Source organism: Rhodomicrobium sp., from assembly GCF_047605405.1.
GTDB lineage: Bacteria > Pseudomonadota > Alphaproteobacteria > Rhizobiales > Rhodomicrobiaceae > Rhodomicrobium > Rhodomicrobium lacus.
On sequence record NZ_JASGFR010000056.1, the window covers coordinates 1 to 16966 of the forward strand.

General features: G+C 63.7%; 16 protein-coding genes, 1 tRNA gene and 2 riboswitches. Of the genes, 6 read left to right on the top strand and 11 right to left on the bottom strand.

Annotated features, from left to right (window positions below):
* The 5 genes from metE to QM659_RS15935 form a co-directional block, all read right to left on the bottom strand.
* Positions 1-1837: 5-methyltetrahydropteroyltriglutamate--homocysteine S-methyltransferase (gene metE, locus QM659_RS15915; protein WP_415189175.1), on the bottom strand; the 1837-nt coding region annotated here is incomplete at its 3' end.
* Positions 1838-1935: 98 nt separating this feature from the next.
* Positions 1936-2130, bottom strand: a riboswitch (cobalamin riboswitch).
* 61 nt (positions 2131-2191) lie between these two features.
* Positions 2192-3100, bottom strand: a complete 909-nt coding sequence (gene prpB / locus QM659_RS15920; protein WP_415189176.1) for a methylisocitrate lyase — start codon at positions 3098-3100, stop codon at positions 2192-2194.
* A gap of 9 nt (positions 3101-3109) precedes the next feature.
* Entirely contained in the window at positions 3110-4303 is a 1194-nt protein-coding gene (gene prpC / locus QM659_RS15925; protein WP_415189177.1) for a 2-methylcitrate synthase, read from the bottom strand.
* Between the two features lie 10 nt (positions 4304-4313).
* Positions 4314-5867: an MmgE/PrpD family protein gene (locus QM659_RS15930; protein ID WP_415189178.1), complete on the bottom strand. Its 1554-nt coding sequence runs from the start codon at positions 5865-5867 to the stop codon at positions 4314-4316.
* A gap of 51 nt (positions 5868-5918) precedes the next feature.
* Entirely contained in the window at positions 5919-6311 is a 393-nt protein-coding gene (locus QM659_RS15935; RefSeq protein ID WP_303483146.1) for an acyl-CoA thioesterase, read from the bottom strand.
* Positions 6312-6542: 231 nt separating this feature from the next.
* A riboswitch (cobalamin riboswitch) is annotated at positions 6543-6741 on the top strand.
* Positions 6742-6838: 97 nt separating this feature from the next.
* Between QM659_RS15935 and QM659_RS15940 the strand changes: the two genes are divergently transcribed.
* From QM659_RS15940 to QM659_RS15950, 3 genes are read left to right on the top strand one after another with little or no spacing between them, the layout of a single operon-like run.
* Positions 6839-8896, top strand: coding sequence for a ribonucleoside triphosphate reductase (locus QM659_RS15940; protein WP_415189179.1), 2058 nt, complete (start codon positions 6839-6841; stop codon positions 8894-8896).
* Between the two features lie 26 nt (positions 8897-8922).
* Positions 8923-9126, top strand: a complete 204-nt coding sequence (gene nrdD / locus QM659_RS15945; protein WP_415189180.1) for an anaerobic ribonucleoside-triphosphate reductase — start codon at positions 8923-8925, stop codon at positions 9124-9126.
* A 54-nt stretch (positions 9127-9180) separates the two neighbouring features.
* Positions 9181-9801 (top strand): anaerobic ribonucleoside-triphosphate reductase activating protein, encoded by a 621-nt coding sequence (locus QM659_RS15950; protein WP_415189181.1) that lies wholly within the window; start codon positions 9181-9183, stop codon positions 9799-9801.
* Positions 9802-9972: 171 nt separating this feature from the next.
* Here QM659_RS15950 and QM659_RS15955 read toward each other — a convergent pair whose 3' ends face one another.
* Positions 9973-10167, bottom strand: coding sequence for a hypothetical protein (locus tag QM659_RS15955; protein WP_303483135.1), 195 nt, complete (start codon positions 10165-10167; stop codon positions 9973-9975).
* Between the two features lie 131 nt (positions 10168-10298).
* On the opposite strand from QM659_RS15955, the gene QM659_RS15960 reads away from it, so the two are divergent.
* Positions 10299-11729, top strand: coding sequence for a short-chain fatty acyl-CoA regulator family protein (locus tag QM659_RS15960; protein WP_415189182.1), 1431 nt, complete (start codon positions 10299-10301; stop codon positions 11727-11729).
* A gap of 248 nt (positions 11730-11977) precedes the next feature.
* Here the strand turns inward: QM659_RS15960 and QM659_RS15965 are convergent, their stop codons facing one another.
* The 5 genes from QM659_RS15965 to scpB form a co-directional block, all read right to left on the bottom strand.
* Complete coding sequence (locus QM659_RS15965; protein WP_303483131.1) at positions 11978-12589, bottom strand: CAP domain-containing protein; 612 nt, start codon at positions 12587-12589, stop codon at positions 11978-11980.
* 340 nt (positions 12590-12929) lie between these two features.
* Positions 12930-13748 (bottom strand): twin-arginine translocase subunit TatC, encoded by an 819-nt coding sequence (tatC, locus tag QM659_RS15970; protein ID WP_415189183.1) that lies wholly within the window; start codon positions 13746-13748, stop codon positions 12930-12932.
* 10 nt (positions 13749-13758) lie between these two features.
* The gene (gene tatB, locus QM659_RS15975; protein ID WP_415189184.1) at positions 13759-14409 is read right to left on the bottom strand and encodes a Sec-independent protein translocase protein TatB; all 651 of its coding nucleotides are present in this window, start codon (positions 14407-14409) and stop codon (positions 13759-13761) included.
* 39 nt (positions 14410-14448) lie between these two features.
* On the bottom strand, positions 14449-14739 hold the full coding sequence (locus tag QM659_RS15980; protein WP_415189185.1) for a twin-arginine translocase TatA/TatE family subunit: 291 nt from the start codon (positions 14737-14739) through the stop codon (positions 14449-14451).
* Between the two features lie 322 nt (positions 14740-15061).
* Complete coding sequence (gene scpB / locus QM659_RS15985) at positions 15062-15850, bottom strand: SMC-Scp complex subunit ScpB (protein ID WP_415189186.1); 789 nt, start codon at positions 15848-15850, stop codon at positions 15062-15064.
* Positions 15851-16415: 565 nt separating this feature from the next.
* On the opposite strand from scpB, the gene QM659_RS15990 reads away from it, so the two are divergent.
* Both QM659_RS15990 and QM659_RS15995 read left to right on the top strand, forming a co-directional pair.
* Entirely contained in the window at positions 16416-16724 is a 309-nt protein-coding gene (locus tag QM659_RS15990) for a hypothetical protein (protein WP_415189187.1), read from the top strand.
* A 157-nt stretch (positions 16725-16881) separates the two neighbouring features.
* Positions 16882-16957 (top strand) — tRNA-Lys (locus tag QM659_RS15995).
* Positions 16958-16966 lie beyond the last annotated feature (9 nt).

Sequence of the window (16966 nt, forward strand, 5' to 3'; positions counted from 1 at the left end):
CCTTTTCGAGGTCGGCCACCTCGTCGCGGATCGCGAGCGCGATCTGCCGGCAGGCGACGCTTCTCGGCACGTCGTCGCGCACGAACGACCAGTTGAGGATCGTGACCGGCCCTGTCAGCATCCCCTTCATCGGGCGGTCGGTCTGCGACTGCGCGAAGTGCCACCAGCCGACCGTCATCGGCTCGGGGCGCGATACATCGCCATAGAGGATCGGCGGGCGCACGCAGCGCGAACCGTAAGACTGCACCCAGCCGTTCTTCGTGAACGCGAAGCCGGAGAGCTTCTCGCCGAAATACTGCACCATGTCGTTGCGCTCGAACTCGCCATGCACGAGCACGTCGAGGCCCGCCACTTCCTGCCAGCGGATCGTGCGCGCGGTTTCCTCGCGAAGGAACGAGTCGTATTCCGCGTCAGTCAGAGCGCCCTTGGCGTGGGCGGCTCGCGCCTTGCGGACTTCGGCCGTCTGCGGGAAGGAGCCGATGGTTGTCGTCGGGAACGGAGGCAGGCCGAAGCGGCGGCGTTGAACGGCGGCACGCTCGGCATAGGGCGCGCGACGGAGCGCCATCTGCGGCGTCACGGCTGCGAGCCGCTGCCTTACGGCTGCGTCATGCACCTTGGGCGATGCGCGCCGCGCGGCAAGCGCTGCGGACGCGGCTTCGAGCGCGGGCGCGACTGTTGCACGGCCTTCCGAGAGCGCGCGGCCGAGCGCGGAAAGCTCGCCCATCTTCTGCACGCCGAAGGCAAGCCAGCTTTTCACGTCGGCGTCGAGATCGCGTTCAAGCTCCAGATCGACCGGCGTATGCAGGAGCGAGCAGGACGGCGCAAGCTGTATGTGATCGGTGCCGCGCTTTGCAACCACGGGTTCCAGCCGGTCGAGGATCGCGGCCAGGTCCGCGCGCCAGACGTTGCGGCCGTCGATCACGCCGAGCGACAGCACGAGGCCGGGCGGCGCTTTCGCCAGCACATCGTCGAGTTGCCGCGGAGCGCGTGACAGATCGAGATGCAGCCCCGCCACGGGGAGCGAAAGCGCGGTATCGAGATTGTCGCCGAGCGCGCCGAAATAGGTGGCCAGCATGATCTTGAGGCTCGGCAGCGCATCGGCAAAGCGGCGGTAGGTCTTCTTCAGCGCGTCGCGCTCGGCGGCGTCGAGATCGAGCACGAGGCACGGCTCATCGATCTGCACCCATTCCGCGCCGTTGGCGGCGAGGCGGCGGAGCACGTCGAGATAGACGGGGAGCAGGGCGTCGAGCAGCGTGAGCGGGTCGAGCGCGGGATCCTTGCTTTTGCCGAGCTTGAGAAACGTCACCGGCCCAAGCAGAACGGGCCGCGTTTCATAGCCGAGATGCTGCGCCTCGCGATATTCGTCAACGGCCTTCAGCGAGGCCAGCGTGAAGCGTTGCCCCGCTGTGAACTCCGGCACCATGTAGTGGTAATTCGTGTCGAACCACTTCGTCATCTCCTGCGCGGGCGCGCCGTGGTTCGTGTGCGGGCAACCGCAGGCGCCTTCGCCGTCCGCTCCCTGCGATCCCCGCGCCATGGCGAAATAGGTGCCGAGGGTGACGCCGCCGGTTTTCCATCCGTAGATTTCAGGAATGGCCCCGACCATCACGCTCGTGTCGAGCACCTGATCGTAGAAGGAGAAGTCGTTCGACGGAATGACCGTCACGCCCGCCGCCTTCTGTCGCGCCCAATTGTCGGCGCGAAGCCGGGCCGCTGTCTCGCGAAGTTCCTTCTCCCCGATCCTGTGCGCCCAGTAGGCTTCGAGCGCAGTTTTAAGCTCACGGCGCGGACCGATGCGCGGCGTGCCAAGCGTTGCGATTTTTATGCTGGAAGACACGTTCTAACCCCATTGCGTTGGGGCAAGGCTGTGATGGGACGCGCGCGAACGCCGCCAGTCGGCGGGCCGCAACCGCTCCACCGGGACACCCCGCCCGAGGACTTCGATTTCGTCGCGGCAGGTCTCCTGGCTTGCGGGTCGTCGCTTCGGCCCGTCTTCCCGAAGCGATTGCCTCAGTGACATCGGTGGGCCGAAACTCGCCGCTTACAGTTGCGGGGGCAGCGCCGGACTTGCACCGGCTTCCCTCTTGGCCACGAGCTATGCGCTCGCAGACCGCGACGGAAAATGAGTGTGATCGAGATCGGCACTGTCGTCAATATCGATATAACGACATCTTTATATGCCGATGTCGATCTATGCTTGCGGCAGCACGGTCCGCACGATGGAGGCGTCGAGCGCCTCGTAGCGGGCGAGGCCGATGGTGTCGTAAAGCTCGGCGCGAGTCTGCATCTCGGGGAGCATCGCCTCCGTGCTGCCGTCGCGCGCGAGCGTGGCGTAAAGCTTCGCCTGCGCCTTGTTCGCCACCCGAAGCGACGAGACGGGCCAGATGACCATCGCGTAACCCCACGCCTCGAACTGTGCTGCCGTGAAATGCGGCGTGCGGCCGAACTCGGTCATGTTCGCGAGCAGCGGCACGCCGGGCAGACGCCGCGCGAATTCCTGGAACATGGCCGCGCTCGTCAGCGCCTCGGGGAAGATCGCGTCCGCGCCCGCCTCGACGTAAAGCCGGGCACGCGCCACCGCCGCGTCGATCCCCTCGCTCGCGGCGGCATCGGTGCGCGCCACGATGACGAGATGGCGGCGCGCCTTTGCTGCGGCGGCCACCTTCGCGGCCATGTCGCGGGCGTCCGCCAGCTTCTTGTCGTTGAGGTGCCCGCATTTCTTCGGGAGGAGCTGATCCTCGATATGCACAGCGCCCGCGCCCGCATCCTCGAAGGTGCGAACCATATGCATGACGTTCAGCGCCTCGCCATAGCCCGTGTCGCCATCGACGAGCAGCGGCAGGCCGCTCGCCCGCGCGATCTGGCGGATGAAGAACGCGACCTCATCCACCGTGATGATGCCGAGATCGGGCAGCCCCATGGACGCGGTCATCGCCGCGCCTGAGAGATACAGCGCGTCGAAGCCAGCCGCCTTTGCCTGAAGCGCCGCCATGCCGTTATGCGCGCCGGGGAGTTTCAGGATGCCCCGACGCTCCAGCAGCTCGCGGAAGCGGAAGCCCGCCGTCTGGTCGGGCAGGTCGAAACCGTTGAGATAAGGCATGTCCGCTCCCTACGCCGCACGCGCGGAAGACGGTGCAGGCGTGCGCCCGCGATCTTCCAGCGGCACGAACGCCACGTTTTCCGGGCCGACATAATTCGCGGATGGACGAATGATCTTGTTATCCTGCCGCTGCTCGATGATATGCGCCGCCCAGCCGCTCGTGCGTGCGATGACAAAAAGCGGCGTGAACATCGCGGTCGGAACGCCCATCTGGTGATAGGACACGGCGCTGAACCAGTCGAGGTTCGGGAACATCTTCTTCGTCTCCGCCATCACGCTTTCGATGCGCGCGGCGATCTCGAACATTTTCGTTGCGCCGACCTCGTGCGACAGGCGGCGGGCGACTTCCTTGATGACCTTGTTGCGCGGGTCGGCGACCGTATAGACGGGATGGCCGAAGCCGATCACGACCTCTTTAGCCTCGACGCGGCGGCGGATATCGGCTTCCGCCTCTTCGGCTGAATTGTAACGCTTCTGGATCTCGAAGGCCGCCTCGTTCGCCCCGCCATGCTTCGGCCCGCGCAGCGCGCCGATCGCGCCCGTCACCGCGGAATACAGATCCGATCCCGTGCTCGCGATGGAGCGTGCGGTGAAGGTGGACGCGTTGAACTCATGCTCGGCGTAGAGAATCAGCGAGGTGTGCATCGCGCGGACGTGGCTTTCGCGCGGGCGTTCGCCATGCAGCAGGTGCAGGAAGTGCCCGCCGATGGAATCGTCGTCGGTGTGCACCTCGATGCGGCGGCCATTATGCGCGAAGTGATGCCAGTAGAGCAGCATGGAACCCAGCGAAGCCAGGAGCCGGTCGGCCACATCGCGCGCAGCTGGATGGTTGTGGTCGACCGGCTCCGGCAGCACGCAGCCGAGCGCGGACACGCCCGATCTGAGTACGTCCATGGGATGCGAGGCGGCCGGCAGCGCTTCGAGCGCGACGCGGACCGCCGAAGGAAGGCCGCGCAGCGCCTTCAGCTTCGTCTTGTAAGCGTGAAGCTCCGTCGGCGTCGGCAGCGCCCCGTGAATGAGGAGATGCGCGATCTCCTCGAATTCGCAGGTCTCGGCCACGTCGAGAATGTCGTAGCCGCGGTAATGGAGGTCGTTACCGGTGCGGCCCACGGTGCAAAGCGCCGTGTTGCCCGCGATGATGCCGGAAAGCGCGACCGACTTCTTCGGCTTCGGCCCGGCGGCCTTCGTTGCGTCCTGTAGCATGCTGTCCTCCCTAAGCGCCGACAACGGCTGAACGGCCCGTCTCGCGCGATGTGCCGTTCCATTCGAAAAGGCCGGTCGCCCGCTCCGCGCCAAGCGCGACGGGATCGACGGTGAAATTCAGTCCCAGAAGCTCTTCGCCGCGCAGCCGTTCGAGCCGGTCCACGGTTTCGAGAAAGCGCTGTTGCTCGGCGGGTGAGACGATGCCTTCCGAAAGCGTGAGAAACTTCTCGATGTATTGCGGGCGGGCGAAGGGGCGCGCGCCGAGCGGGTTGGCGTCGGCGATGGCAAGCTCGTCCTCGATCACGCGACCGTCACGCAGGGTGACGACGACGCGGCCGCCGAACGCCTTTTCCTTCGGGTCGCGGCTATGATAGCGGCGCGTCCACTCCGCATCTTCGACGGTCGAAATCTTGTGCCACAAGGCAACGGTTTCGGGCCGCTTCGCGCGCTCCGGCGCATAGGAATGCACGTGGTGCCAGCCGCCGTCTTCCAGCGCGACCGCGAAGATGTACATGATGGAATGGTCGAGCGTTTCGCGGCTCGCATTCGGGTCCATCTTCTGCGGGTCGTTCGCACCCGTGCCGATCACGTAATGGGTGTGATGGCTCGTGTGGATCACGATGTTTTCGATGGTCGCGAGATTGCCGATCTTCTCGCGCATCCGCCGCGCGAGGTCGATGAGCGCCTGGCTCTGATATTCCGCCGAATATTCCTTGGTGTAGGTGTCGAGGATGGCGCGCTTCGGCTCGCCTTTCTCAGGCAACGGCACGGAGTATTCCACCTTGGGGCCGGAAAGCAGCCATGCGATGAAACCGTCCTCGCCTTCCCATGCGGGCGACGGCGCGCCTTCGCCGCGCATGGCTCGATCCACCGCCTCGACCGCCATCTTGCCGGCGAAAGCGGGCGCGTAAGCCTTCCAGCTCGAAATCTCGCCCTTGCGCGACTGGCGCGTCGTCGTCGTCACATGCAGTGCCTGCTGCACAGCCTGCCAGATCGTCTCCACCGGAAGCCCCAGCGCCGCGCCGATGCCTGCCGCAGCCGAGGGTCCGAGATGGGCGATATGGTCGATCTTGTGCTCATGCAGGCAAATGCCTTTTACGAGATTGACCTGAATTTCGTAGCCCGCCGCGAGGCCGCGCACGAGCGCTTCGCCGGAAAGCCCGCAATGCTGGGCGACGGCAAGGATCGGCGGGATATTGTCGCCGGGATGCGAATAGTCGGCGGCGAGGAACGTATCGTGGAAGTCGAGTTCACGCACGGCGACGCCGTTGGCCCACGCGGCCCATTCCGGCGAGAAGCGGCGATGCGAGGCGATGCCGAACACGGCCGCGCCGGGCTTGAAGGGATGCGAGAGCGCCTGATTGCGGGCGTTAGCCACCGGGCGGCGTGCGAGCGAAGCGGCGGCAACGGCGGCGTTGTCGATGATGCGGTTGCCGATCATCTCGACCACGGCAGGGTCGACCGCGACCGGGTCGGCGGCGACTTCGGCGATCTTCCAGGCGAGTTGTTCGGCGCGGGGCAAAGGCTCGGCGGATTTGTATGTGCGAACGGTATGCGACTTCACGGGGCAGGTTCCTCTCTTGGGCAGCGGCGGCTAGGAAATTGTATTTTGAAATCAGGGGCGAAACGCTGTGGGGCGGCCTGCTTCGTCGACGGCGACCATCTCGAACGAGCCGCGCACGGCGAGGCGACGCTCGCCCGAAAGCAGCTTTTCGGCCATCATCGAGACTTCGACGGTCATGGATGCGCGGCCTACGCGCACGACGCGGGCGGACAGTTCGACGAGTTCGCCCACCTTGACGGGCACGTGGAATTCCACCTTGTCGGATGTCGCCATCACCACGGCGCGGCGCGCGCGCCGCGTGGCCGCGACGAAGGCGGCTTTGCCCATGAGGTTCAGCGCATTGCCGCCGAACAGCGTGCCGTAATGGTTCGCCTGTTCGGGGAAGACCATCTCCACAAAGGTGGTCGCCGCCTCGGAGGCGTCGTCGTCAATCAAGGTTTGCATTCGGGCGCCCGCTTTCATTTCGGGCTTCACAATATCCGCAAGAGAAAGAACGCGGTAAGGACTGAAAATGTGGATGTTTGCGAAGGGAGAGCCGCGAATCTGCGAAAGTTGCGAACGTCGTCTCCGGTTGCCTGCCGCAGGCCGGCAAGCTTTTTTTCCTTTCGTCCCCGCTGTTCACATCTTTCCGTGCGCACACCGAATCACTCATTGCGAGGTCGCGCGACTCAGCCCCCTAGATGTGGGGGTCACGGTCCCCCGATAGCGCAAGATTCGGGAGCCAAGAGGGAAGCCGGTGCAAGTCCGGCGCTGCCCCCGCAACTGTAAGCGGCGAGCCGCCGTCGATCGCGTCACTGGTGCGAAATCACCGGGAAGGCCAGACGGAAGCATTGACCCGCGAGCCAGGAGACCTGCCGCGACATCGGAATAACGTCCTCGGGCGGGGTGTCCGCAGGCCGTGCCGCGACCGGTGAAGCCGGTTTCGTTCGCGCGTCTGTCGGCCCCGCCCCCATGATCCAACGGGGGTTCACTTGTCTTCCAGTCCTGACTCCACGGCGGTAATTTCCGCCGCCCGCCTGCCGCTCAGCATCGTGAAGCGCTCGGGCGCGCTCGCGCCGTTCGACGCGGCGAAGATCCGCTCCGCGGTCGAGCGTGCGGGCCGCGCCACCGGCGATTTCGACGCCACCGAGGCGCATCTTCTCGCCATTCAGGCGGTGAAGGTGATCGCGCATCGCTTCGCGGACCGGTCGCCGCACATCGAGGAAATTCAGGACATCGTCGAACAGGTGCTCATCTCCGCGAACCACTTCGCGACGGCCCGCGCCTACATCGTCTATCGCGAGCAGCGCGCACGGCTTCGCGCCGACCGCCACGCCGCCATCGACGTCGAAAGCTCGATCAACGAATATCTGGAGCGCGCGGACTGGCGCGTGAACGCGAACGCCAATCAGGGCTATTCGCTCGGCGGCCTGATCCTGAACGTCTCCGGCAAGGTGGTGGCAAATTACTGGCTCAGCCACGTCTACCCGCCGGAAGTGGGCCGCGCGCATCGCGACGGCGACATCCACATCCACGATCTCGACATGCTGGCGGGCTATTGCGCGGGCTGGTCGCTGCGGACGCTGTTGCAGGAAGGGCTGAACGGCGTGCCGGGCAAGGTCGAGGCCGCGCCGCCGAAGCACCTGTCGAGTGCTGTCGGACAGATCGTGAACTTCCTTGGCACGCTTCAGAACGAATGGGCGGGCGCGCAGGCGTTCTCATCGTTCGACACCTACATGGCGCCTTTCATCCGCAAGGACAGATTGCCGTACGGCGAGGTACGCCAGTGCATTCAGGAACTGATCTATAACCTCAACGTGCCGTCACGCTGGGGCACGCAGACGCCTTTCACGAACCTGACCTTCGACTGGACCTGCCCGGAAGACCTCCGCGAGCAGGTTCCGATGATCGGCGGCAAGGAGGTGGACTTCACCTATGGCGATCTCCAGCCCGAAATGGACATGATCAACCGCGCTTACATGGAAGTCATGACTGCGGGCGACGCGAAAGGCCGGGTGTTCACCTTCCCGATCCCGACCTACAACATCACACCGGATTTCCCGTGGGAGAGCGAAAACGCGACGCGCCTGTTCGAGATGACCGCGAAATACGGCCTGCCCTATTTCCAGAATTTCGTGAACTCGGAACTGAAGCCGAACATGGTGCGGTCCATGTGCTGCCGCCTGCAGCTCGACCTGACGGAGCTTCTGAAGCGCGGCAACGGGTTGTTCGGCTCGGCGGAGCAGACGGGCTCGGTCGGCGTGGTCACCGTGAACTGCGCGCGGCTCGGCTTCCTCCACAAGGGCGACGAAGCGGCCTTGTTCGCGCGGCTCGACGAACTGCTCGACATCGGCCGCAACAGCCTGGAAATCAAGCGCAAGATCATCCAGCGTCACATGGATGCGGGGCTGTTCCCGTACACGAAGCGCTATCTCGGCACGCTGCGCAATCATTTCTCGACGCTCGGCGTGAACGGCCTCAACGAGATGATCCGCAATTTTACCGACGACGCCGAAGATATCTCGACGCCGTGGGGCCACGCCTTCGCGCTGCGTTTCCTCGATCACGTTCGGGCGAAGATGGTGGCGTTTCAGGAAGAAACCGGCCACCTCTATAACCTCGAAGCGACGCCCGCCGAGGGCACGACCTATCGCTTTGCGCGCGAGGACAAGAAGCGTTTCGCAGGTATCCTTCAGGCGGGCACGGACGAGACGCCGTATTACACCAACTCCAGCCAGTTGCCTGTCGGGTTCACCGACGATCCGTTCGACGCGTTGGCCCGGCAGGAGCCGCTTCAGCAGAAATACACGGGCGGCACCGTGCTGCATCTCTACATGGGCGAGCGCATCTCTTCGGTGGAAGCCTGCAAGAAGCTCGTGCGCCGCGCGCTCGAAAACTTCCGCATCCCTTACATCACCGTGACGCCGACATTCTCGATCTGCCCGACGCACGGCTACATCGCAGGCGAGCACAAGTTCTGCCCGATCTGCGACGAGGAGCGGCTTGCGGCGAAGCGCGCACGGCTCGGCGCGCGCAAGGCGGCGGCCTGATTTCCATCAAACGAGGGAGAAGAGACATGAACGCACATTGGACCCCCACCGCCGACGACGTGACCCTGACCGACGAGGAGCGCCAGCCCTGCGAAGTCTGGACGCGCGTGATGGGCTATCACCGGCCTGTCTCGTCGTTCAATCAGGGCAAGGTCGGCGAATTCAACGAGCGGCAGTATTTCCGCGAATGCAAGGCCGAGCGCGCCGACGCCGACAAGAGCGCGCAATGACCAAAGCGCTTTCAGGAAAGGTGTTTGCGGTTTTCCGCCCGGAAAGCGCGCAAGATGCAAGATAGTATCGAGATTGGCGGGCTTGCCCGCCTTTCCTCCGTGGATTGGCCGGGGCAGCTTGCGGCGACCGTCTTCTGTCAGGGCTGCCCCTGGGCCTGCCGCTACTGCCACAACGCCTCGCTGATGCGGGCGGGCAGTGGCGCGGGGCCGTCATGGGCCGAAGTGCGCGCGTTGCTCGAAACGCGGCGCGGACTGCTCGACGCCGTGGTGTTTTCCGGCGGCGAGCCGACCTTGCAGACACATCTGCCGGAGGCGATGGCGGAGGTGCGCGCCATGGGCTTCAAGGTCGGCCTTCATAGCGCGGGGCCTTATCCGGCGCGGCTCGCGGCCGTTTTGCCGCTTGTCGACTGGGTCGGCTTCGACGTGAAAGCGCCGTTTGCGGAGTATGAGCGTGTCACGGGCATTCCCGGCAGCGGCGAGCGCGCGGCGGAAAGCTTGCGGCTGCTGGTGGCGAGCGGCGCCGCGTTCGAGACGCGGACCACGGTTCACCCCGCGCTGCTTGATGAAGCGGCGGTCGCGCGGATCGCCGCCGAACTGGCCGCGCTCGGCATCGCGAACAACCGCATCCAGCCATTTCGGGCGCATGGATGTACAGACGCCGCGCTTGCTGCCTAGAGCCGGATCCGGTCAGGTTCACTCAACCTGATCGGTAAATCCGTCTCTACACGATAAAGAGAGCAAGCGCGGCGTCCATCGCGTGCCGACGGCCTTGCGCCGCCTGCCCGTGGCTCGACGGCACGCGATTAAGGGTGGGCGAGAAGCGAGCGCGCGCGGCGAAGGGCACCCCTATCGAAACAGGTCCGCCGCTTTTCCGATCCGGCGCGAACCGTCGCCGAACTCGCAGGAGCCGAACTCCGGCCAGTCGGGATCGCTGCCGCGAGGGCTGGCGGAAAGTGCGAAGCCTTCAGGCCGGTCCGGCCATCGCGGCGTCTCGCTCGTCGATACGGAGGGTGTATCCGATGCCTTGACGATGAGTCGCATTTGCGAAATTCCTTGCGGTCTGTGTTGGATCACACAATATTCGCCGAAAAAATTTCGAGGTAGGGCTGAATTTGCGGGGTTTTGCGAAAGATGCCCCCTCATTTTGCAAATATTGCGAATGGAATTGGAGCATGAAGAAGATCTTCGTCGGTGTGAAGCTGAAGCGGCTGCGAGAGGAACGCGGGCTGACCCAGATTGCCTTCGCGGAAGCGATTGGTCTGTCGCCGAGCTATCTGAACCAACTTGAGAAGAACCAGCGCCCGTTGACCGTGCCTGTTCTGCTTCGCATCAATGCGGCCTTTGGCATCGACATGCAGTTGCTGTCAGACGGAGACGAGGCGCGTCTCGTCTCCGATCTGAGGGAGGTTTTCTCCGATCCAGCCAGCGGTGAGAGCGTCAGCCTTGCCGAAATACGGGAGATCGCCGCTTCGATGCCAGCGGCGGGGCGTGCGATCCTGGCGTTGCATCGTCGCCTCCGCCACGCGACGGAGCGCGCCGAGGCCATGGCTCACGAACTCGGCCTCGGGGCGGCGGGCGTGGCCACCGTGGCCCCAATGCCGTTCGAGCAGGTGCGCGACTTCTTTTACCGCCATCACAACTACTTCGCGGAACTGGACGAGGCGGCAGAGCGGCTTTTCGCCGAGGCTGGCCTTGCCGAAGGCGACACAGTCGACGGGATTGCGAGCTGGCTTGAGACGCGGCACGGTGTCCGGGTGAGTTTCGTCAAGCAGGATCGCGCCGGAACCTCGACCGCCAATCGCACCTACCATCTCAAAGAGCGCGTGCTTCACATTGCGGCGCGGCTCGATCAGGGCCAGCGCGCTTTCCAGATGGCGACACAGCTTGCCTTTCTCGAAATGGAGGAGCCGCTGAACCGGCTCGCCAAGGAAGCAGCGGCTGCCTCGCCAGCCACGCACGCGCTTGCGCGCATCGGCCTCGCCAACTATTTCGCGGGTGCGCTTGTCATGCCCTATGGCGCGTTCCTCGCGGCGGCCGAGGCGGTACGCTACGACATCGACCTTCTGGCACAGCGCTTCGGCGTGGGCTTCGAGACGATCAGTCACCGGCTCAGCTCACTGCAGCGTCCGCGATCGTCCGGGGTGCCGTTCTTCTTTATTCGCGTCGACCGGGCGGGCAACATCTCAAAGCGTCAATCGGCCACCGATTTCCATTTCTCGCGCGTTGGCGGCGCGTGCCCGCTCTGGAACGTCTACGAAGCCTTTGCGCAGCCGGGCCGCACGCTGACGCAGGTGGCGCAGATGCCGGACGGGCGCACCTACCTTTGGATCGCACGCTCGACCAGCCAGACCGTTGGCGGGTTCGGGGATCCGGGCAAGACTTTCGCCATCGGGCTCGGTTGCGACATCCGCCATGCGTCGCGGCTCGTCTATTCCAAGGGGCTCGACCTCGACAATCCCGCAGCGGCCACGCCCATCGGCGCGGGCTGCAAGGTGTGCGAGCGTCCGGCGTGTCCTCAGCGCGCCTTCCCGATGATTGGCCGCCCGCTCATGGTCGACGAAAATCGGAGCACGGTCCTGCCCTACGCCGGCGCGCCTGCATAAGGCGAAGTCGCGGTAGTCGAAATATTCGAGCAAGACCGTTCCGCAGCACGCGGAGAGATGGCCGAGCCGCGAGTTGATCGTGTTCAAGCACGATACTGCGCTCGGCAAGGCATCCGCTCATGCCTTGTTGGAGCGAGTCCGCATCGGCCGCAACATTGATGGCGAGTCCTACGGAGACGAGTGCTCCGCAGGCCGCGCCTCACTCGGTTTCTTCGCGAACGAGGCGGAATTCCGGCGCGATCGCACCGCTACTGTTGGTTCGGCTTCTGCCGGGACTGTGCCACTGGCGCCTTCTTTGGGGGAGCCTTCTGCGTAACCTTCGTAACAAAGGGTTTTGCCTTGGGCCTGGCCGCGCAATCCGCCGTACCGAAGACCTGCACCATGCGGAAAACCACGCGGTCGCCCAGCCGCCATGCCGCGACGCCTACGCCTATGTTCTTGCCCTTGCCGAGCAGGTTGGCATTGTGGCCCGGCGATTTCTTCCAGTCGTCCATCGCCTTTTTCGACGCCTCGGCTTCCGTCATCGGATTCGGCCTGCGCCAGCCGCCCCACATGTTTTCAGCAACGAAGCAATAGTTGTAGCCCGTCGCGCGAACGCGGATGGCGGGCGACTTGCCGTCAGCGGTGTGGCCGACGCCCTCTGTCTGCGCGAGATAGCGGGCATAAGCGGTCGCGGCGGCCTCAAGCTGCGGGTGGTTTGAAACCGGCGGCAGGCCCTTCGCGGCGCGCCACGCATTGGTTTCGGCGATCACGACGCGGCTCACGAAGGCCCTGTCGAGCGGGTAATCCTGTGCGCGGGCCGCTGACAAGCCGCTCACAGTCATCGCTGCGAGAGCGACGAGAAATAGTCTCGACGACATGGATGTTCGCTCGCTTCCCCGTTTTGCGGCTTTCATCGCTCCCGGCCGTTGTGAAGCCGGGCAATGCGCCTGCAAGCAATGCCGCTGCGCGCCACATCTCTAGCGCGAGTCGCATGTCGTGCAAACGCGGAGGCGCCCGAAAGCTGTTCAAGCGAGATTGCGGCATCACGATGAACAACGAAGAAGGCGCCCTTTGGATCAGCCCGCGTCAACTGCGGGCCGCAGACAAGCCGACCGAACCTGAAACAGGCGCGTCAGGCGGCGGCCGATTTACGGCACGCCGCTGTGATCGGCCACCCGAAGCGTCGGGCGTGGCGCAGGCGCGCCGCACGGCTCCACCCTATTCGTCGCCGACCTCGGCTTCCATGCGCTTCTTCTCCTCGGCCGCGCGCTGGCGCTCAACGAGACGCACCGAGATGATGGAAAGCTCATAGAGAAGCAGCGTCGGGATGGCGAGACCAACCTGGCTCATCACATCCGGCGGCGTCAGCACGGCGGCGACCGCGAAGATCGCAACGACCGCATAACGCCATTGCTTGCGCAGCCACCCTGAAGTGACGAGCCCGGCGCGCGCGAGAAGGGTAAGGATCACCGGGAGCTGAAAGCACAGGCCGAAGGCGAGAATGAGCGATGTAATCAGATGCAGATATTCGCTCACGCGGGCCGTGAGCTGGATGTGAACCTGCTGGTCGGATCCCGTCTGCTGCATGGACAGGAAGAACGTCATCGCGAGTGGCATCACGATGAAGAAAACGAGCGCCCCGCCAAGCAAAAAGAGGATCGGCGTCGCAATTAGATAGGGCAGGAATGCCCGGCGTTCGTTTTTGTAGAGACCCGGAGCCACGAACATATAGAGCTGCGAGGCGATCACCGGGAAGGCAAGTACGATCGCGCCGAAGAAGGCAACGCGCACCTGCGTGAAGAAGAACTCCTGCGGCGCGGTATAGATCATGTCGATCTGCGTCTCGCCGCCGACCGCGAGGCGGTACGGGATGAGCAGGAAATTATAGATATATTGTGCGAACGCGTAACAGAAGAAGAACAGGATGACGACCGCGACGACGCAATAGATCAGCCGACGCCTGAGCTCGATCAGATGATCGAGAAGCGGCGCCTTCGACTGGTCGAGTTCGTCCTGTTCGGGTTGGGCCACGGCCATATGGAAACGCTCACGCGGCTGGAGCTATGCGGTCTTTGGCGGGATCGCTCGCGGCGGCTTGCGGCTCCAAAGGCTTTGCGGGGATGGCTTGACTTGAGGGCGCGGATGGTGCTGCTGCCGGTGCGGCGTCGGGCTTATCCGCTTCGACGGTCGCGGTCAAAGGCGCGGCTTCGGGAACAGGCACCGTCAACGGCGTGGCGCTGCCGATCTGCGGACCGCCCGCAATCGCGGCGGGAGCGGCGCTCGGACTTTCGAGTTTCGGGGAGGCAGAAGCCGCCGATGCGTCGGGAGTAGAGGCGGAGGACTGTCCGCCTGCGCCGCCTTCGCTCGCGGTGTTCGCACCCTGCGTTGCACCGGCCTGCGGCTGTTCCGGCGTCGGCGACGGCTTGGAATAGTCGTGGTCGATGGCGCGCCTGATGCTGTCCTTCAACTGCCCGGCGGGATTGAGATCGCGGAAATCCTGAAGGTTCTTCTGAAGATCCTGATATCCGCCTTCGCGCATGGAGTCGTCGAACTGGCGGCGGAAGTCGTCCGCGTGGTTGCGTATCTTCCGCACGAAGCGGCCGAGCGTATGCAGCATTCCCGGCAGTTCCTTCGGGCCGATGAAAATCAGCGCGACGACCGCTATCACGAGAAGCTCAGACCACGCGATATCGAACATTCTGCCCCTTTGCCCTCAAAGCGCAAACAAATCGATTGCTCAAGCCTTCGTTTCGGAGCCTAGCGGAGCCTTCACCTCAGCGCGCGGAGCCTCATGCTCGATGGGCTTCGGAGCGGCTGGCGCCGTGGGGGCTGCCGTACTCTGCGCGGCGGCCGGAGGCGTCGCAGCCTCCTCTTCGGACATGCCCTTCTTGAAGCTCTTGATGCCTTTTGCGACGTCGCCCATCAGCTCCGAGATCTTGCCTCTGCCGAACAGAAGCACGACGAGCAACAGAACAATGAGGAGCTGCGGCAGACTCCACGTCGCTCCGAACATGAGATCCTGATGCATCTGGATTTACTCCTTCGTCTCGCCGACTTCCGGCGGCACGCGCGATGTTGGGGAAATTTCCCCTGAACGTGGCCGCATGAGCGCGGCATGTCAAGCGCGCTCATCCTATCAATGCGTAGCAGAAAAAGCGAACGCGTACCGCCGCCCGCACTACCATGTCCTTCGTGGAGCAGGAAGCGGTGGGTCTCGAAAAGGCGTTCTCTGCGTGAAAGAAAACGCGAACAGCAAATCTCTTTTTCGACGCTTTACGCGGAATGGGCTGCGGGGGCGAAGTCTTAAAACCGCAGCGCGCGAAACGGACGCCTCACCCAACGCGACACTGTCACGCCGATGCGACGAGCACGGGATGCGGCTTGTCGGCTTCCGGCTCTTCCTCGATGGGAGCATCGTCCTCGGTGTGCACGCCCGATGGCTCATCCTCCAGCGGCTCTTCATCGTCGCGAAGCGCCATGCTGTCGTCCGGCTCCGGCACAGAGAAGCCGGGCGGAAGATTGCTGTCGAGGAGGCCGGCGCCCTTGAGTTCGGCGAGACCCGGCAGATCGCGGATGGAATCGAAGCCGAAATGATCGAGAAAAGCTTCGGTCGTGCCATAGGTAACCGGGCGCCCCGGTGCGCGACGGCGTCCGCGCAGACGCACCCAGCCGATTTCAAGCAGCACGTCGAGCGAGCCCTTGGATGTCGAGACGCCGCGAATTTCCTCGATCTCGGCGCGGGTCACCGGCTGGTGATAGGCGATGATGGCAAGCGTTTCGAGCGCGGCCTTGGATAGCTTGCGTTGCTCGATGGAATAATGCTCAAGCAGGAACGAGAGGTCTTCCGCGGTACGGAACGCCCATTTGCCCGCCACACGCACGAGATTCACGCCGCGACCGGCATAGAGCTGCTGAAGTTCTTCCAGAAGCTGGCGCACGTCGTCTTTCGCGCCGAGATGCTTTGCAAGCGAGGCTTCGTCCAGCGGTTCGGCGGCGGCGAACAACAAAGCTTCGACGATGCGCAGCTTCTCGCGCCGGTCAGCCGAGGGAAGGCGTGTCACATTGGAAGGCAGCGGCAAAATCGGCACGCGACCGTTATCAATCCCGCCATTATTTCCCTTGCCGTCTCTTCCTGCCATGGAAACCTTCCATTATCCCCAGCTTCTCCGACAGCTCGTGAAGCGAATTGAAATTTCGGATCCCGGCTGCTTCGAGTTTGCGCTCGAATGTCGAAATTCAGAAACTTCACTGTAATCAGAGAGTTGTCGTGGTCCTTGTGGGTCCGAAATTTGCCCGCGGGGTGCTGCAAGGGATGCAAATGTTTGAATCCAGCGTCTAGTGGTCCGATTCCGACATTGCATCCGTTTGCAGCACGTTTGCGAGCAAATGTCGAAATCGAAAAGACCACTAGCAACATGATGATTCTAGTGGAGCATTTGAATTTGACATTTGAGCGAGAGCTCGCAGCCACCGGGACTCAAATGTCAAATTCGCTCCACTAGTTCGCCTGATTTGGGGGGAACGCGCAAGTGTCGCATTCGCTCCCTTCGACCGGGAGCGTCACGCCGCTGCGATCACAATTATTAACTTCGGTCAATTCGAGGGCGGGCGGTAAGTTTCTCTTAGATGGAAGGCGCTATGACTGAAAGAAAGTCGAAGATAATGCCTTGCATCCCAGCAATAAACCCGCCAACGGCACGCATCATGATCCGCTTCAATGCCTGGCCCATCGTCAGTCTCTTCCTCGCCGGCATCGTCCTTTCGGGCTGTCTTTTTCTTTTCGCGCTCCATGCTGGAGGCATCGACGGCATCGGCTTGACGACAGCGATGGCCAGACAGCACGCGCAGATCGAGACCGGCATAAGCGAAGGCGGGAGTGCGCCCGTTGCTGCCCTCAGCGAAAATGCGCGCGGGGACTTCCAGACTTATACGTTGGGTGCCCGCGAGGCGCCGCGCCCGGTTTTGCTCGCGCTTCCCGGCGAACCGGCACTCGAAGCTGTAAGCGCCGAATAAAAGCCGGCGAAGGGCTCATCGCACTCTCACCGGCAAACGGCAACCCATGACCGCCGTCACTCGCGGTCGCGATCTGCTATTGACCGCGTGCGCCCATGCACCTATGGTCCTCAAGCGCGCGCGGACGTTTTCCGCACGGCGTTTTTTGTCCTAAAGTGAGCCCATAGCTCAGCCGGTAGAGCATCTGACTTTTAATCAGAGGGTCGATGGTTCGAATCCATCTGGGCTCACCAACAAAATCA